General features: G+C 70.2%; 19 protein-coding genes. 3 read left to right on the top strand and 16 right to left on the bottom strand.

The annotated features are described in order from the left end of the window. The first annotated feature begins 7 nt into the window (after nt 1-7). From tssM to ACSVC7_RS24150, 3 genes are all read left to right on the top strand, one after another. A complete protein-coding gene (gene tssM, locus ACSVC7_RS24160; protein ID WP_448207303.1) occupies nt 8-2,110 on the top strand; it encodes a type VI secretion system membrane subunit TssM in 2,103 nt (700 codons plus the stop codon). Then, nucleotides 2,107-2,751, top strand: a complete 645-nt coding sequence (tagF, locus tag ACSVC7_RS24155; protein WP_448207302.1) for a type VI secretion system-associated protein TagF — start codon at nt 2,107-2,109, stop codon at nt 2,749-2,751. Before tssM ends, tagF begins: the two co-directional genes overlap by 4 nt. Before the next feature lie 637 nt (nt 2,752-3,388). Further along, entirely contained in the window at nt 3,389-5,224 is a 1,836-nt protein-coding gene (locus ACSVC7_RS24150; protein ID WP_448207301.1) for a peroxidase family protein, read from the top strand. 27 nt (nt 5,225-5,251) lie between these two features. Here the strand turns inward: ACSVC7_RS24150 and ACSVC7_RS24145 are convergent, their stop codons facing one another. The 16 genes from ACSVC7_RS24145 to ACSVC7_RS24070 all read right to left on the bottom strand — a co-directional run bounded on the left by ACSVC7_RS24145 (nt 5,252) and on the right by ACSVC7_RS24070 (nt 25,741). Next, nucleotides 5,252-5,938 (bottom strand): OmpA family protein, encoded by a 687-nt coding sequence (locus ACSVC7_RS24145; RefSeq protein WP_448207300.1) that lies wholly within the window; start codon nt 5,936-5,938, stop codon nt 5,252-5,254. Between the two features lie 72 nt (nt 5,939-6,010). Further along, nucleotides 6,011-6,925 (bottom strand): DMT family transporter, encoded by a 915-nt coding sequence (locus ACSVC7_RS24140; RefSeq protein WP_448207299.1) that lies wholly within the window; start codon nt 6,923-6,925, stop codon nt 6,011-6,013. A gap of 32 nt (nt 6,926-6,957) precedes the next feature. After that, nucleotides 6,958-7,344 (bottom strand): hypothetical protein, encoded by a 387-nt coding sequence (locus tag ACSVC7_RS24135; RefSeq protein ID WP_448207298.1) that lies wholly within the window; start codon nt 7,342-7,344, stop codon nt 6,958-6,960. 395 nt (nt 7,345-7,739) lie between these two features. Next, nucleotides 7,740-8,585, bottom strand: a complete 846-nt coding sequence (locus ACSVC7_RS24130; protein WP_448207297.1) for a lysozyme — start codon at nt 8,583-8,585, stop codon at nt 7,740-7,742. Continuing rightward, nucleotides 8,578-8,769: a hypothetical protein gene (locus tag ACSVC7_RS24125; RefSeq protein WP_448207296.1), complete on the bottom strand. Its 192-nt coding sequence runs from the start codon at nt 8,767-8,769 to the stop codon at nt 8,578-8,580. Before ACSVC7_RS24125 ends, ACSVC7_RS24130 begins: the two co-directional genes overlap by 8 nt. A gap of 43 nt (nt 8,770-8,812) precedes the next feature. Beyond that, entirely contained in the window at nt 8,813-9,118 is a 306-nt protein-coding gene (locus ACSVC7_RS24120) for a hypothetical protein (RefSeq protein WP_448207295.1), read from the bottom strand. Between the two features lie 9 nt (nt 9,119-9,127). Further along, nucleotides 9,128-11,530 (bottom strand): hypothetical protein, encoded by a 2,403-nt coding sequence (locus ACSVC7_RS24115; protein WP_448207294.1) that lies wholly within the window; start codon nt 11,528-11,530, stop codon nt 9,128-9,130. Further along, a complete protein-coding gene (locus ACSVC7_RS24110) occupies nt 11,527-14,505 on the bottom strand; it encodes a hypothetical protein (RefSeq protein ID WP_448207293.1) in 2,979 nt (992 codons plus the stop codon). Before ACSVC7_RS24110 ends, ACSVC7_RS24115 begins: the two co-directional genes overlap by 4 nt. Then, nucleotides 14,502-17,327, bottom strand: coding sequence for a hypothetical protein (locus tag ACSVC7_RS24105; protein WP_448207292.1), 2,826 nt, complete (start codon nt 17,325-17,327; stop codon nt 14,502-14,504). Before ACSVC7_RS24105 ends, ACSVC7_RS24110 begins: the two co-directional genes overlap by 4 nt. Next, nucleotides 17,324-19,471 (bottom strand): hypothetical protein, encoded by a 2,148-nt coding sequence (locus ACSVC7_RS24100; RefSeq protein WP_448207291.1) that lies wholly within the window; start codon nt 19,469-19,471, stop codon nt 17,324-17,326. Before ACSVC7_RS24100 ends, ACSVC7_RS24105 begins: the two co-directional genes overlap by 4 nt. Nucleotide 19,472: 1 nt before the next feature. After that, nucleotides 19,473-20,741, bottom strand: a complete 1,269-nt coding sequence (locus tag ACSVC7_RS24095; protein WP_448207290.1) for a hypothetical protein — start codon at nt 20,739-20,741, stop codon at nt 19,473-19,475. A 7-nt stretch (nt 20,742-20,748) separates the two neighbouring features. After that, nucleotides 20,749-21,816 (bottom strand): GNAT family N-acetyltransferase, encoded by a 1,068-nt coding sequence (locus ACSVC7_RS24090; RefSeq protein WP_448207289.1) that lies wholly within the window; start codon nt 21,814-21,816, stop codon nt 20,749-20,751. A 41-nt stretch (nt 21,817-21,857) separates the two neighbouring features. Next, entirely contained in the window at nt 21,858-23,834 is a 1,977-nt protein-coding gene (locus tag ACSVC7_RS24085; protein ID WP_448207288.1) for a phage nozzle protein, read from the bottom strand. Further along, nucleotides 23,831-24,403, bottom strand: a complete 573-nt coding sequence (locus tag ACSVC7_RS24080) for a phage connector family protein (RefSeq protein ID WP_448207287.1) — start codon at nt 24,401-24,403, stop codon at nt 23,831-23,833. Before ACSVC7_RS24080 ends, ACSVC7_RS24085 begins: the two co-directional genes overlap by 4 nt. A gap of 3 nt (nt 24,404-24,406) precedes the next feature. Beyond that, nucleotides 24,407-24,835, bottom strand: coding sequence for a hypothetical protein (locus ACSVC7_RS24075; RefSeq protein WP_448207286.1), 429 nt, complete (start codon nt 24,833-24,835; stop codon nt 24,407-24,409). Beyond that, nucleotides 24,836-25,741 carry a phage capsid protein gene (locus ACSVC7_RS24070; RefSeq protein WP_448207285.1) on the bottom strand — a complete coding sequence of 302 codons (906 nt, stop codon included), beginning with the start codon at nt 25,739-25,741 and terminating at the stop codon, nt 24,836-24,838. Between the last annotated feature and the right edge of the window lie 78 nt (nt 25,742-25,819).

Here is a 25,819-nt window from a genome sequence, read left to right as displayed (position 1 = left end):
CGGACTCATGCGCCCCCCCATCCGCCCACGCCTCCCGTTCCGCCGCGACACGCAAAAGCAGACACCGCCGGTCAACGGCCCGCGCCGCCGGCGCCCGAACGCCGCGGCGGCCATCACGCCGCGTCTGCGCTGGGGCGCCACGCTGGCCGTCGCCCTGTCGGTGGGTCTGCTCGGCTGGTCGGTGACGCCGCTGCTGGGGCTGACGGGGGCGCCCGTGCGGCTGCTGCCGGCGCTGCTGGCGCTCGTCGTCTGGCTGCTGCTGAACCGCCGCGAGGACCAGCGCGAAGCCGCGGCCAACGCCCGCCTCGTGGAGGCGCTGGCCGCCTCGCGCGATCCGGAACTGAAGGCCTCCCTGGAAGAGCTGGGCACGGTGCGCGAGCGGCTGGACGCCGTGCTGGGCCAGCTGAAGACGCAGCGCTTCGGCGCGCGCTGGGGCGGGCGGTACCTGTACCAGCTGCCCTGGTATCTGGTGATCGGGGCGCCCGGCTCCGGCAAGACGACGGCGCTGGCCAACGCGCGGCTGGGCGCGGCGCTGGGGGCCGGGGTGGACGGCATGCCGGTGCAGAACCTGGGCGGTACGCGAAACTGCGACTGGTGGTTCACCGACCACGCCGTGCTGATCGACACCGCCGGGCGCTACACCACACAGGACAGCCGCCGCGCCGTGGACGGGCGGGTGTGGTCCGGCCTGCTCGACCTGCTGAAGGAGCATCGGCCGCGCCAGCCGGTGAACGGCGTGCTGCTGACCATCAGCCTGACCGACCTTGCGGTCTGGAGCGACGAGGAGCGGCACAACCACGCCATCACCATTCGCCAGCGCCTTGCGGAGCTGCGCGGGCACCTCGGCCTGCGGGTGCCGGTTTATTTGCTGTGCACCAAGGCCGACCTCGTGGACGGCTTCTCCACCTTCTTCGACCCGCTGGACCGGGGGGAGCGCGCCCAGGTCTGGGGCATGACCTTCCCAGCCCAGGGTCCAGCCCAGGAGAAGGGCGCGCCGACGGGGCAGGGGCCACTCGCCGCCTTCCACGCGGAGTTCGCGGCCCTGCTGCGCCGGCTCGACGAATGGATCCCGGAACGCCTGCACCAGGAGCCGGACATCCAGCGCCGCAGCGAGGCCTTCGCCTTCCCCCTGCGGCTGGCGGAGTTCGAACCGGCGCTGGCCGACCTCGTCGACACCGCCTTCGCGGCGGAGGCGGAGGAGGAAACCCCGCTGCTGCGCGGCATCTACCTGACCAGCGCCACCCAGTACGGCGCGTCGGGCGAGGATTCGGCGCAGACCTTCTTCCTGGAACGGGTGCTGCCCGACGTGGTGTTCCCCGAGGCGAACATGGTCGGCGTGGACCGCGCGCTGGAACGCACGCGCCACCGCCGCGATGCCTGGGCGGTGGGCGGCGCCGTGGCGGCCGGGCTGGCGCTGGGCCTGTTCTGGCTGAACAGCTACCGCGCCAACAGCGCCTTGCTGGTGAGCGCCGAAGCCGCCGTCGCCCAGGCGGAGGACCGCATCCGGGCGCTCGATTCCGCCGGCCGCTCGCTGACCCGCGTGGAGGATTCCGACTTCGCCGCCGTGCTGCCCGCCCTGGACGCGCTGCGCGCGCTGCCCGGCGGCTGGACGGCGCGCGGATCCTGGCCGTCGGTCGCTATGGCGGGCGGGCTCTCCAAGGGGGAGGCCATCGGCTCCCCGGCGGAGGACGCCTACCGCCGGGCGCTGCGCAGCGTCTTCCTGTCGCGCATCGTGCTGCGGCTGGAGGAACAGCTGCGCACCAGCTGGGCGCGGCGCGACCTGCTGCGGCTGGCGCTGCACGCCTACCGGATGATCGGCGGGGAGGAGGCGATGAACCCGCCCTTCCTGGCGGAATGGCTGGCTGCCGACTGGCAGCGCACGCTGGCCGGCCCGGCCCATGAGGACCGGCGCCGCGCGCTGGGCGACCATCTGGCGGCCCTGTTCGAGGTCGGCTTCGCGCCGGTTCCGATGGACGAGGCGCTGGTCGCCCGCGTGGTGGAGGTGCTGAGCCAGCCCCAGCCGACCGGCCAGCCGTCCCCGGCGCCCGGCGGTTCCTCCGCGACTCCGCCGTCCCCCCCTTCGACTTCCCCCGCTTCGACGGCCCCATGAGCGCGGGTTTCGCGGTCGGGTTTCATGGCAAGGTGCCGGCGCGTGGCGACTTCGTCGGCTACGGCCTGCCGCGCGGGGTGCTGCTGCCCTGGGACGCCTGGCTGTCGGCGATGCTGGACAGCGCGCTCCGGCACCTGGGCACCTCCTGGGCGGGGCTGTTCCTGCAGGCGCCGGTCTGGCGCTTCGCCCTGTCGGCGGGGCTGTGCGGGGACGCGCCGCTGGCCGGAATCCTGATGCCCAGCGCCGACCGGGTGGGGCGCCACTACCCCTTCACCATCGTGACGGCGCTGCCGGGCGACATGGACCTCGCCACCGTGCCAGCCGCCTGCATCGAGTGGTTCGCCCGCGCCGAGGCGGTCGCCGAGGACGCCTGCCACGCCGGCGCCGACGTGGAGGCCTTGCCCGCCCGCATGGCGATCCTCGGCCGCCCCGACGTGGAGGACGCCGACCCCATGCTGGCCGAGGTGGTGGAGGAACTGCTCGGCCCCCTGCCACCGCTCGCCAGCCTGTGGTGGAGCCGGGGCGGAGGGCGCGTCGCGCCGTCGCTGGTGACCTGCTGCGGCCTGCCCCGCGCCAGCCGCGTCCCCGCCCTGTTCGACGGCGCCTGGACCCGCTGGGGCTGGGAGGATCTGGAGGGGTAAGGGGCTGTTCCTTCAAAGGCGGTAGGATAAACCGGTGTGCGACCGAACCGGGCTTCTGTCGCCTCTCCATCGTCATCCCCGCGAAGGCGGGGATCCAGAAGGCTTCGCGTCTCACTGCTTGATCGGTCTGGATCCCCGCCTTCGCGGGGATGACGGAACGGAAGAGTGGTTGCCCTTGGCAGACCGCACAGAACGACTAAACCCAGCGCCGATGAGGCTGTCCGCCGCTTTAAAAATTGAACGGCATCGGTCCAAAGTACCGGGACATTCATGTGGTCCTTAAGGGGCATGCCGCCTGCCTGTCCAGGCAGGGGCCTCTCCCACATGCGCCGTCAACATGCCGAATGAGGGCGAGACCAGGACGGAGTCGAGCCCTATGGTGCCCAGCCAGATGACATCGGATCACCACCGATGTCCCGCTCGACGTATGGCTGCCCGCTCGATTTCTTCCTTCCTTCCATCCCATCATCTTTCCTTGCAGAGCAGGCAGCGCTCGCAACCGCCTCTCTTCGTTCTTGATGTCTCGGACCACGGGGCTGAAGGAGCTTCCTTGGCCTGAGTGTGGCCCCGCCGACGTTCGTCGTTTTCCATGCTCGCCCGAAGGGATGCCCGAAGAGGAGCCCTGGAGGAGCACGCCATGGAATTCCGCACGATCGACGGCTCGAAGAACAGCCGGTCGGAACCCGGCCTGAACACGCCGGGTTCGGCCCTCGCCCGCAGCATGGACGCGCGTTTCGACGACGGCGTCTCGGTCCCGGTTGACGGCCCCAACCCCCGCATGATCAGCAACATGGTCGTGGGGCAGGGGGATGCCGCCGTCGCGAACCGGGAAGGGCTGTCCGGGATGATGTACGCCTGGGGGCAGTTCATCGACCACGACCTCGACCTGATGGCGTCGGACGGCAAGACCAAATTCGGCGTCACGGTGCCCAAGGGCGATCCCGACCTTCCGTCGGGCAGCACGATCGCCATGACGCGGGCGGTGACCGCGAAGGGCACGGGCACCGGCCCCGACAATCCCGCCACCGCGACCAACACGGTTACGGGGTGGGAGGACGCGTCCATGGTCTACGGCTCGGACGCCAAGACCGCGGACAGCCTGCGCCTGTCGGACGGGCGGATGAAGACATCGGCCGGCGGCAACCTGCCCATCGTCGGTGGCGCCTATGCGGCCGGCGACGTCCGCGCGGCGGAGAACGCCTCGCTGACGTCGCTCCAGACGCTGTTCGTGCGCGAGCACAACCATCAGGTCGAGCGGCTGCGCAAGGACGACCCGAAGCTTTCGGGCGACCAGCTCTACGACCGCGCCCGCGCCATCGTCACGGCGGAGATCGAGCACGTCACGCACGACGAATTCCTGCCGCACCTGCTCGGCCCCAACGCCCTGTCGGCCTACAAGGGCTACGACCCGACAGCCGATCCGCGCATTTCCGTTGAATTTGCCGGGGCCGCCTACCGCTTCGGCCATTCCATGGTCTCGGCGGAAACGGAAAGGCTGGGAAACGACGGCGAGGTGGACGGCCCGGCGCTGGAGCTTCGCGACGCCTTCTTCATGGACCCGAAGAGCTTCGCGGCCGATTCCGGCGCCGACGGCTTCCTGCGCCATCTCGGGTCGGACCTGTCGCAGGCGATGGACGCGCGGATCGTCGACGACCTGCGGAACTTTCTGTTCGATCCGCCGGTCGCCCAGGATCTCGCCGCCATCAACATCCAGCGGGGGCGCGACCTGGGCCTGCCGACGCTCAACCAGGCGCGCGCCGCGCTGGGGCTGAAGCCCTACACGAGCTTCGACCAGATCACGAACGACAAGGCCACGGCCGCGGCCCTGAAGGACGCCTTCGGTATCGTGGACAGCGTCGACCTGTGGACCGGGGGCATTTCGGAAAACCATGTGTCCGGCGGGGTCGTCGGGCCGACCTTCGCGGCGATCATCGCCGACCAGTTCGAAGCCCTGCGCGACGGCGACCGGCTCTGGTACCAGAACCAGGGCTTCGACGCGGAAACGCTGAAGGCCATCCAGGGCACGACGCTGGCCGACATCATCGAGCGCAACACCGACACGACCTACCTGCAGAACGACGTGTTCACCTACTTCGACCGGCACAAGGCGGGCACCGAGTCCGAACATCCCGACGCGCCGCAGCTTCTGGTCGGCACCGACGGCAGCGACGATCTCGTCGGCGGGCCGGCGGGCGACGCAATCCTGGCGGGGCGGGACCAGCAGACCATGACGGGAAAGGGCGGGCGCGACCTGTTCGTCTTCACGGCCCCGAACCAGGACGCGACGATCACCGATTTCCGGCCCGGCCAGGACAGCGTGGAGTTCCACGACGGCCGTGGCCTCCGCTTCGACGACGTGACGGTGAGCGAGAAAAATGGCACGGCGGTGGTGCAGGCCGGCGGGCACCGCATCGAGATGCCCGGCGTGCGGGCCGACCAGTTGACCCGGGGGAGCTATTTCTTCGACGACTGATCGACGGGACCACCGGCGGTCTGTGCGTCACCCGCCCAGATTGATGATCTCCACGCGGCGGTTCTCCGCCGCCCTGGGGTCGGCGGGGACCAGCAACTCCCGCGCGCCCAGGCCGGCGGCGTCCAGCCGGTCGTTCGGGATGCGGTGATGCTCCACCAGATAGTCCACCACCGCCTTGGCCCGGCGCTGCGACAAGGCGAGGTTGGCGGCGTCGCTGCCGACCGCGTCGGTGTGGCCGACCACGCGGAAGCGGGTGTTGCCGGCCTCCGGCCCCGCCATCACCGCGCCGACGCGGTCGAGCACCGCCCGCGATTCCGGCCGGATGCGCGCGGAGTTGAAGTCGAAGCCGATGCGGAAAGCGGCGCTGAGGGCCACGGCGGCGGAGGTCGTTCCGGTGGTCGTCGTCCGGTCGGTCTGCGTCACCACCTCCGGCGCCGGCTGGGCCGGCTTCTGGACCGGAGTGGGGAGGGTGACGATCGCCGTGGCCGGCTCCGGCGAGGGGAGCGGGGGCGGCGGCCGCTTCAGCAGGACCGGCGGGCAACCGGCTCCGCTGGAGCCCAGCAGGGCGGCCTGGATTTCGCACTCGCTCGGGTTCGGGCCGAGCCGCACCGCCTCCGCCCGGGCGGACGGCAGCGGCGGCACGGCGAGGGCCGTCCCCAGCAGCAGCGCCGCCGTCCAGTAGGACGGGCGCCAAAGAGTGGTCGCGATGCGCATGGTCGCATTGTCGGGGGGCGCAGGCGGCGCGTCAAATGCCGCGTGCGCCCGCCTCCCGCTGGTCACGCCCCGTCACCCCCGACGACGCGTCGCCAGGACGATGCCGACGGCGATCAGCCCGATGCCGACGGCGTGGTAGAGGTGCGGCTGCTCGCCCAGGAACAGGATGGCAAGCAGGCTGCCGAACACCGGGATCAGGTGGATCGCCAGCCCCGCCGTGTTGGCCCCGACCAGCGCGACCGAGCGGTTGAAGCACAGATAGGCGAGGATCGACGGGAACAGCGCCACATAGACGACCGCCCCCATCGCCGTTGTGCTGAGCGGCATGGGATGCCCGCCGAAGGACTCCCACAGATAGAAGGGCAGCAGCATCAGCATCCCGCCCGCGAAGGTCGCGACGATGAAGCTGAAGGCGTGCACCGCCGGCCGTCGGCGCAGCAGCGCGGTGTAGGCCGCGTAGCTCAGCACCGCCGCGAAGATCCACAGGTCGCCCGCGTTCAGCTGCAGCCCCAGCAGCACCGCGGGGTCGCCGCGCGCGATCAGGGTGGAGGCCCCCGCCAGCGACACCGCGATGCCCAGCGCCTGCACCGCCGACACGCGATCGCCGAACAGGGCGAGGCTCATCAGCACGATCAGCACGGGCATGGAGGACTGCATCATCACGGCGTTCAGCGCCGTGGTGGTGTGCAGCCCGACATAGAGGAAGGTGTTGAAGACCGCGATGCCCAGCAGGGACAGCAGGCCCACCACCTTCCACTGCGCCAGCAGGGCCGGCAGGTCCTGCCGCAGGTGCCGCCACGCCAGCGGCAGCACCAGCAGCACGCCCAGCGTCCAGCGCCAGAAGGCGAGGCCGACCGGCGGCACCTCGCCGGCCACGGCGCGGCCCAGGACGGCGTTGCTGGCCCAGAAGAGGGGCGGCAACATCATCAGGAGCCACGCCTGGTCGATCAGGCGGCGTCCGGCCGGCGCTGCGGCGTTCCCACTCATGAACGATCGCCCGAACGGTTGCTCACGGGCGCTCAGCCGCGCCGGCGCGGCGAGGCGAAGGGGCTGCGCGCGCCCTCGCCGCGCGGGCCATCGCCGCGACCCTCTCCACGGCCCTCGCCACGGGGACCGTCGCTGCGGAAGCCGCCCTCACGGCGCCCTTCCCCACGGGGGCCGCGCGGACCGTCGCCGCGACCTTCACCCCGGCCCTCGCCCCTGCCTTCACGGGGGGGCTTCGGGGGTTGGCGCAGTTCGGCGTCCAACTCGGCGATGCGCTTCACCAACGCCTCGCGGATCGCCGGAGCCGCGTGGGACTTCAGCGTGGCGAGCTGCTCCTTCAACTGCTGGAGCTGGAGCTGCTTCTGCTCCCGCGTGCGCTTGATGGCGACGTTGTCGGAATGCTGGCCGTCGAAGGCGCGCATGGAAAAAGTCCTCGTTTCAGAAAATAGGATGCCGGCCGCGGCGCCCTGTCGGACGCCCGGTCGGGAAGGCCGGATTATTGAAAGGGCACATCCCCCGACGCAAGCCGGGAGTTTGCTTAGGCTGTGCGATAAAGCGGTTGACGCGGGCCGGCGGACACCCGTGGTCAAACCCGGAGCCCGGACATGGAAAGGCCCCGGAAGGTTTCCCTTCCAGGGCCTTAGAGTGGTGCCGCAACAGGGATTTGAACCCCGGACCTACTGATTACGAATTCGTGTTGCTCCAGAAAAATCAATGGGTTGTCAGACGGCATGCGTCCAAGAACCCACTGATTTCTGCGTTTCTCTGACGGAAATTCTCTTGGACGATCACCCCCGCGAATCCGGCCGATAGGACGTCACGCCTGGGCCGGATGCCGGTCGCGCCACAGCCGATACAGCACGAAAACCGCGAGCGACACGCCCACGATCGCGCTTGCGACGGGGGCGATGGCCGTCATTTGCTTCACCCCAGCGACCGCATCTTGCACCTGGTTCTGCGCCTGATGGACCTGGGCCATGATGTCCTGGGCTTGGCGCGCGGCATCCTGCACCTGCTGCGCCATCTGCGCCGCCGGTGCAATCGCCTGCACCGCCGCACTGGCCACGCTGACCACACCGATGCCCGCCGCCGCCTGCGCGGTGGTCGACTTGGCCAGCGGCTTCATCTCGGCCGGCGCATCCACGGCCTGGGGCATGCGCTCCGGTTCCAGGGCGGCGCGCCAGTCGCAGCCCTCAAACAGCAGGCGCTCCATCCGGCGGCGGATCACAAGCCCGGCCATCACGCGGCCCTTCGCCTTATTCCACTTGCCGAACTCCTCGGCGGCTCCCTGGTAGTCGCCCGCGTTCAGCTTGCGCAGCATCGTCGACGGTTGACCGTTCTTCAACGTGACGAACCCGTCTTTCTCGCCTTTCCGCCCCGAACCGACGTTGAAGACGAAGGACGCGAGCGCGGCCAGCTGGCAGGCGTCGAGAGGCGCTTTTACGGCCCGCTCCACAATCGTCTGGGCTTCCCGCAAGTCGTCGATCAGCAGCTGTTCGGCGCGTTCCGCAGTTATCCGGTCGCCGGGCGCGACGTTGCGCGTGTGGCCGTAGCCGATCGTCCATATCCCGGCCGGACACTGATAGGCGTCCAATTCCAGGTCTTCGCGATTTTTCACCAGCTCGACCACGGAGACGTGGGGCTGGGTTTCCGTCCTATTCATCGGTGCTGTACCTTTCTCTGGTGGCGCGCCATTCCCGCCATGCAATGGCGATGCGCAGGATGAGGAGAGCAAGCGCCCCGACGGCCATGACGCTCTGGTATCCGTAATTGACGAGCGTCAGCCACCACGGTGCGGTACCTGCCGCGGCGGCCGTGGTGAAATCTGCAATGGCTCGGTGAGGCATGATCTGCTCCGTGGGGGCGGACAGGGGCTGGTTGGCCGCTCGGCTAGGTGGCCGGTGGCGTGCCGTGTTGAGCGCGCAACTCGGCGATTTCGGCGCGGGCGGCCTCCAGATCGGCGCGGGCGGTCTCCAGCGCGGCGAGCGCGGACGCCTGCACCTCCGACAGGAGGTCGGCGAGCGGAAAGCCGGACGCCCCGGCCACGGCTACCGGCTCGGCGGGGCTGACGAACTCGCCGGCGAAGGCACCGTCGTCGCCCCGCGTCACATAGCGAAACTGCGCGTGCGCGCCGGCAAGGTGGCCGTTGCGGTCCCAGCGCACCAGGAACTCATAGGGGTGCTTGGTCGTCTGCATGGGGGGCTCCTAAATCACGGAGTTGTCGGCGGTGCGGCGCCACGCCACCCCGTCCGAATAGGCCGGCCCTGCACCGGTAATGAAGATCATGGTTGCCCCAACCGAGGGGGACGGCATGGTGGTCGTGGTGTAGGACGGCCACACGGCGCGCCCGTCGGCGAGGAACAGCGTGCGCGCGCCATTCGTAATTGTGCCGTCTGCCTCAATCCTAAAGCGTGTCGTTGTCGGGTAGACGCCACCCTGCGCCACCCGGACTTCCACTTTCTGGGACGAGTAGAAGCCGTTGTGCTCGTTGACGACGAAGACGCCGCTCGGCGCAGCACCGTCCTGGAAGGTCAGGCCGACGCTGCCGACGTTGGTGGGTTGATGCGGCCCCGCCGTCGGGGCGGCCAAGCCGATCTGGATGTTCTGGCCGGCCGGCCCGGACAGGCCGGATTGCGTCTGTCGCAGTCCGGCCATGAGTGGAAGATTGCCGCCGACATCTTTCTCCGGTCCGGCGCCGCCGTCAAACAGCGGGCCGGCTTCGTTGTGATCGAGGTCGCACGCCCTAATCCGATAGCGATTGCTCGGGCCGGGCTCCACGCACACCCCGTAGCGTTGAGTGTGGGCGAGCGCCGCCAGTTCGGCCGGCAACTCGCTTTCCGGTATGTTTCCGCTCAGGGCGCCTTGGATGGAGAAATCGCACACACCTGCCGCAAAATGCAGGCCATCATAGGTGTTGGCCGCGGCGCGGCCATTGCCAAGCCAGTGGCCGCCGTGGATGCGCACGTAGGCGCCGGCCCTGACACACCCCCCATCCTGCTCATTGGAGAGGGCGCGGAACCCCCAGAAATCGTAGGCATGGATCCGACCGCCCGTATTATCCACCAACAGGCCGCGGCCCTTGTGGCTGCTGGACCAATCCTGCATGGACTCACAGCGCTTGACCGTGCCTCCAGCCTCGGGCGCGATGATCCACCCGTCCTTCGATCCGGTGTCCATCGCGCAGCGCGTGGTGAAGAGATGGGCCACCTCCTGTCCGGCCTGCGGCGCGATGACCATGCCCCGCTGGCAGTACAGAGCGCCGCAGGTGTCAAGGTAGGCGCCCCCCGTCTGCCGCAGCAACCATCCGGCCCACGGCTTGAGGGAATCGTCGAGGTGCCCGCCGACGAAGACATCGCGGACGTAAATCTCGGCGTTGGATGCGAGCGGTCCGTCCAACACCACGCCAATGCCGGTGATCGGCGTGGGGTAGAAAATATCGACGTCCTTGACCCTGGTCAGGAATGTTGCTGTGGCAACGATGCCGCGGTGCTGATAGTCGATGCGCACATCCGTGGCGGTGCAGGACGTGCACCCGTTGAACCAGATCGCCGTTCCCGCCGTCTTCGCGCCAGACGCCGGAGCGGTGATGGACAGGCTGCTGACGGACGAATGGGCGGTGGCGGAGCCGAACACAAAGCCGTCCGTCGTTGCGGCGCTGAGCACAACCTTGGTCGCGCCCCGGGCCTCGCCGGCAATGTGGGTGTCGGATGGCACCTGGATGGGGCGGTTGACCACATACCGACCGGCGGGCAGAAGCACAGCTTCGGCTTTTGTCACCACACCCTGTATGGCGGCCCAATCGATCTCGTCCGTCAGCGCGGTGGCGTGGGGGTACACCTCGCGAGCGGCGGACAGGGTGGAGTATCGCTCCGACAGAGGGTGGGACGTTCCGTCGGCGACGGCACCGTAGTCCATGACGTTGCCGATCTCGCCGAATCGCTCGGCCAGAGACCGCGGGACCGGGGAGCCTTTGGCCTTGATCTTGATTGCGTCAGTGTTCTCAGCCGTTGCGATGGACGCCTCACGGGCCTGGGCCGCCGCGGCCACGGCCTCTTGCGCCATGGCCGTGGCCGTGGTGGCGGCCTCGGTCGCCGTGGCCATCGTCGCCGCAGCTGCCGCTGCGGGGTTTTCCACCGCGACCGGTGTGCCGGCTCCGTCGAACCCCAGCAGCCTGTGCGCGCGCAGCAATATCGGCGGCAACTGGGTGGCGGAAGCGTCCCCGGGTGGCAGGTGCAGGCTGCGCGCCGCCCAAGCCGACGCTTCTTGCGCCAGCATGGTCAGCCGATCGGCGGCCTCCTCGATGCGCTTGGCCGGCATCCGGTCGCCGTCCTGCCAGTCGATGCCTTGCAGCGCCTTCGTTTCCCTGGTGATCGCCCACCTCTTCCCCGGCGCCGGAGGGGTGGTCGCGTTCACGGCGCCGGTGCCGCCATTCCCCCCCGTGACGGCGTAATGCTCCCCCATGCTGAGCCGTCTCAGCCCGCCATCGGCGGCCATCTCGTACACCGCGATGTCGGTGGCGGCGAGGAACTGGAACGGCACGGGGAACGACGTGGTGATCCCGTCGCCGGCGTACACGTCCGACTGCGTGCGGGTGGTGGTGACGGTCATGAGCGCAAGCCCTCCGCGAAGCGGTTGCCGCCGCCGTAGGGGATGGCGGCGGCGGGGGAGAAAATGAACTTCTGGGCGTTCTCTTCCTTCACGCGCTTTTCGAAGCGCCGGAGGAAGCCGGGGTTGAGCGCTTCCTGCACCTGGTAGAGGAACAGGTAGTCGAGGCCGATCCGGGTGTAGAAAAGGTTGGCGAAGGGGGTGTTGGACACCGCCCAGCGCAGCATGCCGGCGCGCTTGTCGTCGCCGTTGCGCAGTCCGGACCAGATGGCCAAGAGATCGGCGACCGAGGAGGCTGTGGGGCCGGCGGCGGTTTCCAGCGGCACGTTGCCAAAGCGGCTGTAGTGGCCGAACAGGTAGTCGCCGTAGATGCCCAACGCGCCGCCCTGGGTCCAGGCGGCCGCCCATGTCTCGGGGTCAGCCGGGTCGCGCGGCGTGCGGCCCTTCGCCAAGTCCTTCAGCGCCCCGGCCACATAGCCGAACACGGTGCTGCCCAGCATCATATGGACGATGCCGGCGGCGCGGGCGCCGGCGTCCTGGCCGCCGTAGACCTCGCGGCCCCACACCTTGGTGACCATGGCCACCGGGAACGCCTTGAACTGCGTCACGAACCGCAGGGCCTCGCCCGCCACCGTGCCCGCCTGAGTGCCCTGGCGCAGCATGGCGCGTTCTCGAGCGCCGGGGTTGAGCACCGCGTATTCCCCGCGGTCGGCGAAGTAGGCGTGCAGCTTCAGCGCCAGATCCTCGCGGAAGCCGTCGCGGGCGCGGGCCACCTGCTCGTCCAGGCGGCCGGGCAGCGCCGCGATGGCGTCGATGCGCTCCACCATCTCCACCTGCGCGCGCTCCAGCTTGGCCGCCAGCTCCGCCCGCGCGGCTTCCGCCTTCGGGATGCCTTCGGTGATGCGGCGAACCCGGTTCGCGGCCTTGGTCGCCAGATCGCGTTCGGCGCGCGCGAGGGCGCCAATCTCGCGGGCGATGCGCTGCCCCACCTCGGTGGTGGAGCGGGCGCTGTCGCGGTGGTCGCGCAGGGCCTCGCGCAGGGAGGAGATGGTGTCTTGATAGCGCCGCACGCCCGCCACGGTCGCCTCCATGGCCGCGCGCTCCGCGTCGTCCATGGTCGGGCCGGCCTTGGCCAGCTCGGCCTCCAGCTTGCGCGAGCGCTCCTCCAGCCGCTCCAGCGCGCCGGCGTGGGTTTCCAGGCGGTCCATGATGGCGCTGCGGATGGCGTCCAGTTCCGGCGCAATGCGCGCGTCCACCGCCTCGTCCGCGAGGCGCAAGGCGGCGTCCGGCGTGACGAAGGGGCGGCCGTCGACCTGGCGCAGCTCCGCCGTCCGGATCATCTCCCAATCCTCGGGCTTGATGTCGAACATGGACAGGATGCGGCGCGTCTGCTCTTGCAGCCCGTCCCACGCTTGGTCGACCTGCCGCCCCAGGTGGCGGGACATGACGAACTCGGCACCGGCCCGCTGGGCATCGGTCCAATAGCTGATACCCGACCAGCGGAAGAAGGTGTTGGCCAGCTTCGACAGGGTGCCCGGCACGGTGTCGCCGGCCTCAAAGCGCGACGCCAGATTGCCGGTCATACCCTCCGCGCCGGCGCGCAACAGGTCGATGATCTCGCCTTCCTCGCCCTTGCCGCGACCGCGCACCAGCGCCGTCAGGCCGTCGGCGTAGCCTTCCAACAGGCCGATGCCCTGGTACCGCAGCTCGGACGCCTTCAGCGGCACGTCGGTGACGGCGGACAGGGTGACGCCCCCGAGTTTTGACATGCTCTCCCACGTCCGGACGGCGGCACCGACCTGGGCACCCAGGCGGTGTACCGGCATGGACGCGCGCCCGTCCAGCTCGTCGAAGCGGTTGGACAGCCAGCCGCGGGCTTGCTGAAGCTGCACCACCACCTCCGGAGCGGTGTCCCGGTGCTGCTCCGCGAGCGCCCGCAGGTCCGCCTCGAATTCGGCGCGGGGGTTCGTGCCGAATTCGCGCATCAGCGCCGCGTTGCGGGCGGCGTTGTCGAGGCTGCGCAGGACGGCGTGGATCAGGTTCGGCTCGCCGAACTTCGCCTGGTAGTCCATCCAGGCGTCGGCGTCCTTCCAGTGGAGCACGCGCCCCTGCGAGGCTTTCTTGGCGATGTTGGCCGGCCCCTTGAACGCCGGGTCCTTCAGCCCCTGTCCGCCCTCCGGCGTCAGGTGCACGCCGGTGGCGAGCGCATGCCACACGCCGCGCAGGAAGCCCTCCCGGTCGGCGACGCCTTCGAAGGTCCGCTCGTCCAACAGCGGCAGAACGGTGTCCCGCCACCCCTCGAACTGAGCCGCTAGGATGCGGTCGCTGTCGTGGACGGTGCGGCTGATGTAGCCGTCGTACTGGCCGATCCAGGCCCCTTCCTTGTTCAAGGCGTGCACCGCGAGCTGCTGATACTTGCGGATGATCTCCGCGGCCTGCTGGGCGGCCTGCACGCCGGTGATGCCGGGACGCCCATCGGGCATCGACGCCGCGAACAGCTCGCGCGCGATCTCCCGGTCGATCGTGCCGTTGCGCAGGGCGTTGTACAGGCCGGCGCGCTCCAGCTCCGTCGTCAGCCCCACGGCATAGTCGCGGCGCAGGGCGTGCTGCTGGGCGGCGACGGACAGCCGCGACCCGGCGAACGGGGTGTTGACGCCCACCAGCTTCGCCTCCAGGCCCATGATGATGCCGGGCGTGCTGCCGGTGGTCGGGGCGGCGTTGTAGAACTCCCGCCGCGTCACGCGCTTGACCAGGTTCATCTTGGCGTTGCGCGTCTCGATGCGCGCGGCCATGCGCGCCTCGTCCCCGGCCTCGCGCGCGGCCGCCACCAGCAGCTCCGCCCGCGACAGGTCGACGCGCTCCCGCGACATGCGATCGGCGCGCAGCTGCACATCCTCCAGCAGCTGGTGGATGTCGTCGTCGGACAGCGCCTTGCCGGCGGCCTTGCGGATCGTGTCGAGGCAGTCGTCCCAGCTCATGCGCTCCTCGCCATGCAGAAGGCGCCGGCCTCGGCAGCGCGGGAATAGGTGTTGGCCTCCTCGGCCATGCGGGCGGCCTGCGCCAGCTCCGGCTCCTCGCCGGTCAGCCGGCCGGCGCGGCGCAGCTCGTCCAGGCGGGCCTCCGTCAGCGCCTCCGCCGCGTCGAGGGCTTCGGGCGCCGTGGGATGTTCGGGCAGGTCCGCCACCGAGCGTTCCACCGCGGCGACGGTGGCGGCGGCGTCGGGCGGCGGCGCCGTGGGATCGTCGCGCCGCAGGGCGGAGAGGATGTCCCGCGAGCGCGGCGGTTCCGCCCCGAACAGGTCCGGGGTCGGGCTGGATTTCATCGCCTCGTCCACGTAGCGGTTCAGGGCGGCGGCGATGGCGTCGCGGCTGGCCGTGGTCTTGCCGCGGATCATTTCGGCCAGGAACATCTCCGTCGCCGGCGACGGGCGGCTGAAGGCGTCCATCTGCGCCAGCAGGTGATCCAGCGGGCGGCCCGCCGCGCGCGCATCGCGGATCAGGCGCACGGCGTCCAACAGGTCGGCGGTGGCGTCCACACCCGGCGCGATCTCGCCGCCGGCGGCGGCGGCGCGCATCCGTGCCCAAGCGGGCGCGACGTCGAACAGCGCGCCGGAGAGGGAGCGCGAGCTGTCGTCCATCTTCTCGACCATCGTGCCGATCAGGCCGGCGTCGTCGAAGGCGCGGGCCAGAAGGGCGTTGCGGAAGCGGGCGGTCCCCTGGGCAGAAAAGACGCCGGCGCCGTCCAGCAAAGCGCCTTGCTCGCCCTGGGGCAGGGCGGACAGGAAGGCGCGGCGCAGGGGCGCGTTCGCGGCGGAATTGGGGTCACCGCCGGCATAGAGGTGGAGAATGCCGTCCATCACGCGGGCGTCGGCCATGGCGCGCTCGCTCGCCGACAGCTCCAGCGTGCGGGCCTTCTGCGCGTCGACCGTGAAGCCGCGCCGTTCCTCCGGCGACAGGTCTGTGATGCGGCGGGCAATCAGCACCGGTTCCTTGATCCCGTCGATCTTGAAGCCCTCGCGGACCATCATCGCCTGATAGCGGGTCGCCAGGTCCGGCCGCTCCCGGTAGATGCGGCGCAGGGACAGCGAGCGGCCGTTGCCCGATTCCACCACACCGTCGGGACCGACGATCGGGGCACCGGTCGCGGCGTCGCGGGAGCGTCCGAGCAAGGCCGGCTCGAAACCGGAGACGATGGCGCGGATTTGCTCCTCCGCCGCCGCGCGGGTGCGGTCGCGAGGCTGCAATTCCTGGGGGAAGTGGGGGTTCACCGACAGATCGTCGCCGTGGGACAGCGTCAGGCTGCCCAACTCGGTCACCTCGTAGCGCACGTTCAGCCGCCGGCCGGCGGTGTCGTAGACTTCCCCGAGGTTGCTTTCGGTCCGGCGGCGGCCCATATTTCTGGGAGCCGGGCGGGAGACCTCCGGCGACTGGCCCCCGGACGGACGATCCGAAGTCCCCTGGGCGGTATCCCCGGCGACGCGGCTAACGCCGCCGGGGGAACCAGCCTCGCCCGATCCGGGCTGGCGGGGCGGCGACGGCGGTTCCAGGCGCTCCGGGCCGTTCACCCCCATCTTGACCACATAGTGCTGCTGGTCGGCGGAAAAGCGGCTGGCGACGATCTTGATCTGCCGCCCGTCTTCGGTGTCCACGACCCAGATGCGGTGGTAGCGGTCCTTGCCTGGCTGGTCTTCGACGCGCGGTTCCAGGTCGCGCAGCCAATCGGGCAGGCGCAGCACGTCGTCGCGCGTCACCTGCTGGGCGGCCGGGCGGGCCGATCCTTCCCCGTCCTTGAAGATGATCTTGACCATGCCGTCGCCACGGCCGGGGATGGTGACGGCGCCGTCCTTCTCCTCCACCGCGCCGCGGCGCATGAACAGCGGTTGTTCACTCTCCGACAGCAGTCCTACCAGCGGATCGGCAGGCGGGCCGGCGGGCGCCGCGCGCACCGTGTCGTAGGAACGTCCGAGGTCTCGGCGTTCCTGGTCGCGCAGCAGCAGGTCCACGGTGTCCGGCACCGGGCGATCGTCGGCGACGGCGGCGATGGACGCGCGGGTGGCGGTCTCGACGTCGCCGAAGGGCGCCGCCTCCACGCGGTCCTGCATCGGCGCGTGCCAGCGGCCGGGCGTCGTCAAGTCGCGGACGCCGCCGCCCACGACGTGCAGGCCGCCGCCCAGGGCGGCGCCGAAGGTGAGGTTCATCAGGCTGTCCACCGCGTGGTAGTCGGCCTGTTCCTGGCGTGCGACGCCGTAGACGAGAGGTTCCACCACAGCCGCGCCCACCGCGCCTTCGACCGCGCCCACCCCAGCGCGCACCGCCGCCCGGCCGGCGGCCGATCCGGCGTTGGCGAGCATCTGCGCGTAACGGGCCTCGCCCACCACGGGGATGAAGGCGGACGCCACGTTAACGGGGTCTAGGACGCTCGCCACCAGCCCCACGCCGATCTGCGCCGCACCCTCGCCGATTCCGCCCTCGGCGCGCTGAAGGATGGAGCGGCGCTCCAGCTCCGCCCGCTTCAGGTCGTGCAGGTCGCGCGCGACGTGGACTGGCGTCGGTCCGTCGAAGGTCAGTTGCCCCTCGATGCCAAACCGCTCGTTCGCTTGGTCCTTCGTCAGGTAGCGTTCCGTCGGAATGGTGAGTTCCCGCCCCAACCAACGGGCCGCCGATGCACCAGGGTTGCGCGCCCATGCGTCGTCCCAGGTGGCCCCCAGGACTTCGCCGGTGGTGGCGGGGATGGCGTCGAGGCCCTGCGCCTGCAGGCGGCGGGTTGGCGATATCTCCTGAGTGATGATGCCGACCATCATTCCTCCTCGGCGGCGCGGCGCCGCGCGGCGTTCGCGCGCACCTGCTCCGGCGTTAGGCCTGCACGGCGCGCAATGGCTTCGACGTCCTGAGTCGGTGAGGCGGACGATGCGCCTGGGCTCGCCGCCGTCGGAATATCAGCGAAGCGGAACTCCACGCGGCGGCCGTCAGCGCGCAACACCGGTTCCCGGCGCCGGTCAACCAACACCCATCCGTCATCCGTGCCATTCGTCACCCACGCGCTTCCGTTTCTGGCAACGGCAAGCATCTGTCCGCGCCGCTGTTCGGCGGTGAGGGTTGGCATGCCACCAGGGTCCGCGAGGTCCTGGGGCGTCAGCTTGGACAGCAGCGTGATCGCGTACTCGGTTGCCCTCTGCCCCTCGCCCTTCGGCGTGCGGGCCATCAAGTCGCCCTGCGGAACCCAGTCGTATTTGCCGATCACCATCTCTTCGGCCGCTCGCTTCACAGCTTCGTCGGGCGGCAAATACTGGGCCTTGCGATAGGCCAGGAGGCGTGTTTGTTCTTCCCATTGCGCTGCTTTGGCGGCCCCGTCCGGAACCAGCGCCAATGAACGGCGGAGCGGATCGAGGACATCGCGCACGCCCTGGTCCACCGCTTTCGCGTCGTCGCCCACCGTTTTGCGCAACGGGTCTTTGCCCATAGCCTGGGCCTCCGCCAACTCGCGGCGCGCCACTGGATGCGGCACGGTGGCCAGCACCTCCATATCCGGGGGAAGCTTCTGCTCCACCAACTCGCCGTAGACCTTGGGCCAATGCGAGCCGAACCCCGTGGCCAGTTGCTCCATCACGTCAGCGCGCTGCTCCGCTGGGGCGGACAGGATGCGGGTGACGACGTTTTCGGCCATCGGCTTGGGCAGCACGCGACGGTCCGCTTCCGGAATGCCGGCGCGCGCCTGCAGGTCCAAGGACAGAGCCACGGCCTGGGCGCCGGCCTGCGGGTCGGACACGCTGCGGCCCGTGAGGTCGCGCAGGACGGGCGAGTGGTCCAGGACATATTGCGCCGGATCGTCGGCGCGGCGTTTGGCGTCGGCGGTGATCGCGCGCGTGAGGCGGTCGTAGCGGTCCGCCTCATTCGCGTAGCCCTCCCCTTCCGGTCGGTAGCGCTTCAGCAACTCCGCCTGCTGTTGGGGCGGGAGCATGGCGACGGTCGCGACGTCGGCACCGAACTGGCGCCACTGGCGCCGCTCGTCGATGAGGGAGGAGCCGCGCTCCGGGCCGTAGGCTGCGAGGATTTTCTCGTCGGTCACCGGCTTGGCGAAGCTGTCGCCCCGCTGGTAGGCGGTCAGCTCGTCCCGCACGGCGCCCTCCACCTGCACGCGCAGCGTGGCGCGGGCCTCTTCCTGCTGGCGCCGCGCCTCGGCCTCGCGCCGGCGCAGCTCCACCGTGGCGTGTTCCTGCAGCCGCATGGCGCGGTCCGGATCCACGAAGGGCGCGAAGGCGCCCGACTGCAGCACGCCGATCGCGGCGGCGGGGTCACGGAGCGTCAGGCCGGTCAGGCCGGCGGTGGCGAACTCGGTTCGCGTCCGCTTGATCTCGTCCGCCTGGATTTCGGCCGGAAGGCCGGACGCGCGGATGGCGTTCTCGGTCTCGGACAACAGGCTGTCGAACTTCGTCAGGTCGCCGGCGACGGCGTGGCCGTTGAGGCGCCGCACGTCCTCGATGTCGGTGCGGCGCTTGGCGACGCGGGCGCCGGCCTCATGCGCCATCGCCTGTTCGGCGATCTGGCCGCGCAGGTTGACCAGCCCCAGCTCCACCTCTTGCCGCATCGTGCGGGAGCTGACGCCGTCCAGCCGCGTGGCGGCCCACTGGTCGTACTGCTCCAGCATGCCCTTGGTGAAGTCGGGCGCTCCGGGAGGGGCCTGCTCCTTCGCCTGCTGGAAGCGCTCCGCCCACTGCGTGCGGTCCTCCGCCCGCCATTTCGCCGCCGTCAGCCGTTCGTCGGCGGCAACGCGCGCGTCGATGGTGTCGATCAGCCCCGTGGCCGTCTTCGCGACCTGGGCCATGCCGACGCCGGCGGTCTGGTCCACCACCGGCGTGTTGATCGGCTGCCCGACGGCGTGTGGCACGCCGAAGCGGAGGCCCTGCGGGCGCAGTCGGATGGCGGCGCGGGCGTTCTCTTCGGCCATGTCACCCTCCCGTCGTGGACGCGGCGGAGGTGGTGCCGCTGCCGGTCGTGGTGGTGCCCCACCGGTCGTAAATCTTGAGGCCGGAGTTCATGGCCGTCGCCGATGCCTGCAGCAGTCCGGACGTCAGCGCCGACCGACCCTGGCTGCGGGACAGTGCCGCGCGCGCCATCAGGTCGCCGGCCTGACTCTGCCCGTAGAGGCTCATGTTGCGAGCCTCGACCTCCGCCCGCCATTGCGTGAAGTCGGCTTCCCTCTGCAGCGTGGCGACGTGATCGGCGGTTTCTCGCGCGGTGGTGTCGCGCAGCACCGCGAGGTTGGTTCCGGTGTAGGCCTTTTCGGCCGCCAGGGCGTCCCGCCGCGTGGCGGCCGCGGCGTCGATCTCCGCGAGGTCCTTGCCCGCCTGCGTGCTGATGTGGGTGGCCTGTGCCCGGTACTCCCCGGCCTGGAACGTGGCGTCCGTCAGGATGCTGCGCGCGTCCCGGTCGGCCAAGTCCCGAACGTTCGCGGCGGTCGCGCGGGCGCGGACGGCCCGCACGCCGGCGCTGCGGGCGTCCTCCACGTACGCATCCACCTGCACCAACCCCTGCAGGCGGCCCTTCAGCACCTCCAGCTCCGACGCGGCGGCCTGGTCCGCCAGCACGTCCAGGGCGGAGCCCGACAGCTCCACCCCGGCCGCGGCCGTCCCGGCGCGCACCCCGCCCAGCATCTGGTCCCGCTTGCGCCGCGCCAGGGTTTCGTCCATGAGCGTGGTGGCCAGCTCCGCCTTGGCGCGTCGGGTCGATGCCGCTTCCTGCGCGTCAGCATCGGCCGCCACCAACAGGGCGTCCGCTTCGTCATGCGCGGCCTTCGCCATCACCGTGGCCACGGCGTCGGTCGCGGCGGACAGGGTGTGATCGGCTCTGCGCGACAGGGAGCCGGCTTCGAAAGCCGCCTGCGACCGCACCTTGTCGGCTTGGTAGGCCGCGGTGCGCATCGCGTCCGCGATCGAGCGGTCGTACGTCGCCGCGTCGAAGGCCGCCTGCCGGTCGATGGCTTCGACCTGCAAGCGCCCCGCCTCGGATACGTTGGCCGCGTCGCGCCGGATTTCGGAGACGTTGTAGTCTCCGGTCTGCTGGATGAGCCGCGCCTGCTCTTCGGCGTTCTGCTGGGCGACGCCGGCATTCTGTTCCTGCTGCGCCGCCGCCTTTTTGGCTTGCGAAGATTGCTGTGCCGACGAATAGACCGATGCGCCAGCGGCGACGACGGCGGCGCCGGCGGAAACTGCCGCCATTCCCATGTCATGCCTCCGTCAGATCGATGCGGAAAAGCTGGCCGAAATCCACGGCGCCCAGTCGGCGATACAGCGGGGCCATGCGCGGTCCGTCGGCGCGAATGCCTGCCCGAAGAAACACCTCGTGGACGCCGCGCTTCCGCAGCGCCTCGATGGATGCGCGTTGCAGGCGGATGCCCAAGCCCTTGCAATCCGGGTCGGCGTAGAAGGTTAGGTGTTGCGCCGACAGAACGTCAGGGGACTCCAGTGACGGCGCGATGATGGACATCAAGTATCCGAACATACGGCCGTTGCAGCGGGCCGTCATGATCTGCAGGGCTCCGAGGTCGTCCAGCGCGCGTAGGAGCGGCAGGTTCTTGCGGCGCCAGTCGCCAGGAGCCTCCCCCACGGCGACCAGATGCGCGTTGAGCAGCTTCTCTGCGTCCCGCAAACACACGTCGAAGGGCTCGGATTGGATCGTCATGCCGTCCAAGTCGTTCGACGCCCGGCAAGACATCAATGCCAGCGTCTGGTGTTTGGCAATGGCCGTCAGCTTGTCCATCTGCGGCCCGTGGGCATGGCAATACCGGACGATGTGGCGCATGTCGCATTGGACGTTGACGGGCGCCCAATGCCGCCACCACTCCGGATCATGCGGGAGGCCGAGGCAGTGTTCGAACACCGAGGCGCAGACATTCTCCCGCGCCAAATCCTCGAAGCGCACGGACAGCGCGTCGGGGATCCGCTTAGTGATCTGCTCCAGCTTGCGGTCCAGGCGGATCATGAGGCGTTCCATCGCCGCTGGGTCAGTGAACAGCCCCAAGCGCATCAGACTGTCCGTGGACGCCATCGGGTCACGCCGCACCACCACCACCCGCAGATCGGGCTGGAGATGCCGCGCCAGCCGCCACCATGGCGCCGCCGCGGTCTCCGCCGTGCCCGTGTGGGGCTGGGCCAGCCACGACCGGACATCGTCGAGGCTGCGAGCGTGGCGTAGTTCCTCATGGCCGCATGTCCAATTGCCGTAGGAGAGGAAGCGCGCCAGCCATGCCGTCCGGGAACGGGGCATGCCGAAGATGACGAAGGGAGGGGACATCAGACGGACACCTCCATGGACGGTCCTGGTACGGTCATCGGTCACCCCACGGCTACGTCAGGGATCAGGGCCGTGACCGCGAGGGGCAACGGCTTGGCTTGCTCCACCACCACATGCAGGGCGGCCTTGCGGGTGCCGGCGTCAGTCCGGATGGACTTGGCGCCGGTGAACAGGGCGGGTGGAGCGCCCAGCGCGTCGCCGTCCATGCGTTGCGGGATGCTTTCCAGCGGGCTTCCCTCCACGCCCACGTCCGCCCCGGCCGCGTGCAGCAAGCCGACGGACACGGCGCTGACGCGGCGGGGCTGGCCGCCAGAGCTGCCCTGCGCGGTCGGCGGCTGGATGTCGAGGGACACCAGCCGGGCCGTGCTGCCGAGACCCACCAGCACCCGGCTGGCCGGGGCCTGCAACTCCACCTGCCCGCCCGTTACGACGCGGGAGGGGTGCGGCACATCATCGGCCACCACCTGCACCGTCTCTCCTTCCAGGTGATCCAGGCCGGTCATGGCGGCGGCTGGAGACCCGGAGTAGAACAGTCCGGCGTCGACGTACCACAGGCCGGAGCGGTCGGCGGGGTCGACCGGGTCGAAGTGGGCTTCCATCACCTCGACTTGGGCGCGGTCTTGCCCGCCCACGCGTCGGATGACCAGCATCCACAGCTCGTCCCGATCGGCACCCGGAATGCAGGTGATCGACCGCACGCGGGTGCCCGTGCCGCCGATGGTGTGGCGGTGCCACGCCAGGGCCTCGCTTTCGGCGGAGAGGGTCAGGCCGGCCAGCCGGCCGTCGTCCAGCACCGCCCACAGGATGGACCACGGCTCGGCCTGCCACGCCATGCCACGGACGCCGACGCGGGCGATGTGGTCGGCCATCAGCGACAGGTCCGGCGCGTTGTAGCCGTCGGTGGAGTAGTCATAGGCGAGCTGCAGCACGCGGCGCCGCGTGCGGCTGGCGAACACCACGCCGGAGCCGATGCGCGCCGGGGCCGTGTCCCCGGCGCCGGAGACGTGCAGGCGCGTCATGCTGACGCTGGCGGGGGTGATCGGCCCATCGCTGCCGGCGATCCGGAACGGGCCACCCGAGGTGCCGGCGAACAGCGCGCCGTTGGCGCCGCTCAGCCACCGGATCACGTTGACCTGGTCGTCGCTCGCCGTGACCGTCACCGCGTCGTCGGCGGCCACCACGCCGGCCGCGTTGGACGGCGAGTGCCGGTCGAAGTCGGCGCTGCACGACATCCACACCGTCTGCCCCCGCGCCCAGCACAGCCGGTTCTGGTGGAACGACACGGCGACCGGGTAGCCGCGCTCCGCCGTCCACTCCCCCATCCGCCATTCCGTCGAGGCGGCGACGGCCGCGAAGGGGCTCTGCACCTCGGCGGTGGCGTGCTGGGCGTCGGTCACCGCGGTGATGCGCGCCCAGCCCCACACGGTGCCGTGCTGGATCCGCAGAGGACCGCCCACGTCGCCGGCGTGGAAAACCGCCGCCGACGTGGTGACGGTGACGGTGCCGGTGGTGGCGGACAGGGTGAGGGTGGTGGAGGTGGTGTTGACGTCGCGGTAGGGGCCATCCCTGGTCACCCACGGGGCGAGCGTCCAGGCGGTGTGCCCGGTCCGCGACAAGGTGCGCGGCGGGTGGCCGGGGGCAGCGAGAAACAGCACGTCGGCGGACTGGGCCCAGCGCAGACGCGTCAGGTCCTCCGCCTGGTAGGGGGTGGCCACCTCGTAGGGCACGCCGCCGGTCTCGATCCGCCCGCCGTCCATGTAGAACCGGAAGGCGCCCGGCGTGGCCTCGATCACATAAGCCTGCTCCACGCTGAACTGGAAGGGGATCAGGATGCCGTCGGCCTTGGCGGCGGCGGCGAACCGGGTTCCGGGGCGCCGAACGGCGGGGCCTTGGGGCAGGGCCACCATGTTCGTGAGCTCGCGCGCGCCGGTGGCCACACGCTCCAGGTCCCGGCGGTTGCGGAAGAGCGGCGACAACTCGCCGGCGGCGAAGCTGAATTGGCCGGGGCGGACGGTCACAGCCGGTCCTCCAGCCAAGACAGGGACGTGGCGTCGTCGGGCTGGGGCAGCTGCCCTTCGGCGGCGTCGGTCTGTCGCGCCTCCTGCAGGGTCCGGCGGTAGCGCGCCTCCAGCGCGTCCATGGCGGTCTGGCTGTCGATCAGGGTCGAGGCCATGTCCCAGGCCAACCGCGCCGCGACGGCGGCGGCCAGCGACGGATCAAACAGCGATTCATCGTCGAGGCGCGCGGTGTAGACGATGGGTAGAGGCGCGGCCACGTTGGTCAGCAGCTCGCGCCCCTCGATCTGCCACGGCGCGTCGGGCGCCCCCCAGATGGCGCGCACCGTCAGGCAGTCGTCGGGCAATCGGTAGCGTTGGTCGAACCCGAAGGGCGGCGGCGGGGAGAGGGCCGCGAGGTGCGCCCGCCGGGTGGCGCAATTCCAGGGATAGGCCCGCAAAACGGCGTCGCGCGCGCCATCGTAGTAGCGACGGCAGGAGCGGGCGGCGGCGCTGTCCTCTTCCGGGGACACCACCGCGTCCGCCCGGCACCAGCCGAGCGCCACATTGAAGATGCCGACGCGCGACGCCATGGCTCAGAGCCGGGCGGTCAGGAGGGCGATCTTGATCATCTTGCCCGCCGCGAGCGCGCCGCCTCCCACGGTGACGATCAGGTCAAGCGCCGCACCGGTGGCGTTGCGGAAGCCGAACCCGGCCACGTCGGTCAGGGTCGCCGAACCGGTCGCGGCGCAGGACGTGGCCGCCAGATAGCGGGCGGCAGCGCCCGTGTCGCCCACGGTCAGCGTCCGGCCGGCGCCCATGGCCTCGAACACGATGGTGCCGCCGATCACCCGTTCGCCGGGGGCCACGCGGCCCATCTTGATGACGTCGCCGGCGACCTCCGTCCCCAGCGCCGTGTATTCGTCGTAGGTCAGCGACACGCGGCCGCCCCAGTCGGCACCGTCGACCATCTGCGCCGGAACCGCGACCGTCTTCGCGTGGTTGGTACCGTACAGCGTCGTCATTTACGCGCCCTCCTCGCAGTCGATCTGCACCACCTTCTCCTCCTCCATGCGGACCGCACCGGCCGACAGGCCGGCGGAGACCAGATAGGACTGCTTTTGGGCGATCCAGTCGACGTTCGCCTTCACGTCCTTGGTGACGTTCAGGAGGATGCCGGACTTGACCCACAGCATGCAGGACCGCACGGTGCCGGCCTTGGGCAGCATGGTGGTGACGGCGTTGGTCTTCTTGTCGCGGAAGTCCTCGAAGCGATGGAAGATGACGCGGTAGAACTTCTCCACGCCGCCCTGCTCCAGCACCCGCACGGTGGTGAAGTCGCTGGACTTGACCTCGTTCGTGTTGATGAAGCCGGTTTCCAGCTTGGCCGTAAGCGCGAGGTGAATTTCGTCGGACGCGTCGTCGCCGATCGCCTCCATCGTCTTCAGCATCTCTACGGCCTTCATCAGCTTCGTCAGCGTGAAGCCGGTCCCGTCCGCTTCGATCTTCTGGGTGTCGGGGAAGGGGACCGGCACCGTGCCCTCCTCGCCAGAGTAGGCGGTGCCGAGACCGGCCTGCACGATGAGGTGATCCAGCTTGCGGGCGCCCGCGCTGGAAAACGCCTGACTGTAGGCGTTGGTCGGGTCGGTCAGGACCTTCAGCTTGTCGAAATCGTCGACATACTGGCCGGCGATGTAATCCTTGTTCGCGAGCCACCGGCGGAAATGCGGCGTCTCGATGATGGGGATATCGACGTTGCGGCCGGTCTTCTCGGTCATCTGGATGTGTCCGACCTGGTCGAACGAAATCCGCTTGCCGGTCTCGCTTTCCTCGCGCACGGCCTTGCGCAGGCGGGAGGTCTTCTGACCCACCAGCGTCTCAAAGCCGGCTCTGTACTGCTGAACGAATGCGGTGGTAATCTGGGCGGACATGCTTCCCCCTTGCCCACAGTTGCGGAATTGCTCTGCATCTGCTTCGGGGGTTGCCCGCCGTTTGCACGGACCCGGTCC

Source organism: Azospirillum mesophilum (assembly GCF_053470405.2).
This window is presented reverse-complemented; position numbering and strand designations above follow the sequence as displayed.

What these genes read in the sequence shown, in the direction of transcription:
- tssM (WP_448207303.1), top strand. Translation starts at nt 8, where the DNA reads ATGCGCCCCCCCATCCGCCCACGCCTCCCGTTCCGCCGCGACACGCAA.
- tagF (WP_448207302.1), top strand. Translation starts at nt 2,107, where the DNA reads ATGAGCGCGGGTTTCGCGGTCGGGTTTCATGGCAAGGTGCCGGCGCGT.
- ACSVC7_RS24150 (WP_448207301.1), top strand. Translation starts at nt 3,389, where the DNA reads ATGGAATTCCGCACGATCGACGGCTCGAAGAACAGCCGGTCGGAACCC.
- ACSVC7_RS24145 (WP_448207300.1), bottom strand. Translation starts at nt 5,938, where the DNA reads ATGCGCATCGCGACCACTCTTTGGCGCCCGTCCTACTGGACGGCGGCG.
- ACSVC7_RS24140 (WP_448207299.1), bottom strand. Translation starts at nt 6,925, where the DNA reads ATGAGTGGGAACGCCGCAGCGCCGGCCGGACGCCGCCTGATCGACCAG.
- ACSVC7_RS24135 (WP_448207298.1), bottom strand. Translation starts at nt 7,344, where the DNA reads ATGCGCGCCTTCGACGGCCAGCATTCCGACAACGTCGCCATCAAGCGC.
- ACSVC7_RS24130 (WP_448207297.1), bottom strand. Translation starts at nt 8,585, where the DNA reads ATGAATAGGACGGAAACCCAGCCCCACGTCTCCGTGGTCGAGCTGGTG.
- ACSVC7_RS24125 (WP_448207296.1), bottom strand. Translation starts at nt 8,769, where the DNA reads ATGCCTCACCGAGCCATTGCAGATTTCACCACGGCCGCCGCGGCAGGT.
- ACSVC7_RS24120 (WP_448207295.1), bottom strand. Translation starts at nt 9,118, where the DNA reads ATGCAGACGACCAAGCACCCCTATGAGTTCCTGGTGCGCTGGGACCGC.
- ACSVC7_RS24115 (WP_448207294.1), bottom strand. Translation starts at nt 11,530, where the DNA reads ATGACCGTCACCACCACCCGCACGCAGTCGGACGTGTACGCCGGCGAC.
- ACSVC7_RS24110 (WP_448207293.1), bottom strand. Translation starts at nt 14,505, where the DNA reads ATGAGCTGGGACGACTGCCTCGACACGATCCGCAAGGCCGCCGGCAAG.
- ACSVC7_RS24105 (WP_448207292.1), bottom strand. Translation starts at nt 17,327, where the DNA reads ATGATGGTCGGCATCATCACTCAGGAGATATCGCCAACCCGCCGCCTG.
- ACSVC7_RS24100 (WP_448207291.1), bottom strand. Translation starts at nt 19,471, where the DNA reads ATGGCCGAAGAGAACGCCCGCGCCGCCATCCGACTGCGCCCGCAGGGC.
- ACSVC7_RS24095 (WP_448207290.1), bottom strand. Translation starts at nt 20,741, where the DNA reads ATGGCGGCAGTTTCCGCCGGCGCCGCCGTCGTCGCCGCTGGCGCATCG.
- ACSVC7_RS24090 (WP_448207289.1), bottom strand. Translation starts at nt 21,816, where the DNA reads ATGTCCCCTCCCTTCGTCATCTTCGGCATGCCCCGTTCCCGGACGGCA.
- ACSVC7_RS24080 (WP_448207287.1), bottom strand. Translation starts at nt 24,403, where the DNA reads ATGGCGTCGCGCGTCGGCATCTTCAATGTGGCGCTCGGCTGGTGCCGG.
- ACSVC7_RS24075 (WP_448207286.1), bottom strand. Translation starts at nt 24,835, where the DNA reads ATGACGACGCTGTACGGTACCAACCACGCGAAGACGGTCGCGGTTCCG.
- ACSVC7_RS24070 (WP_448207285.1), bottom strand. Translation starts at nt 25,741, where the DNA reads ATGTCCGCCCAGATTACCACCGCATTCGTTCAGCAGTACAGAGCCGGC.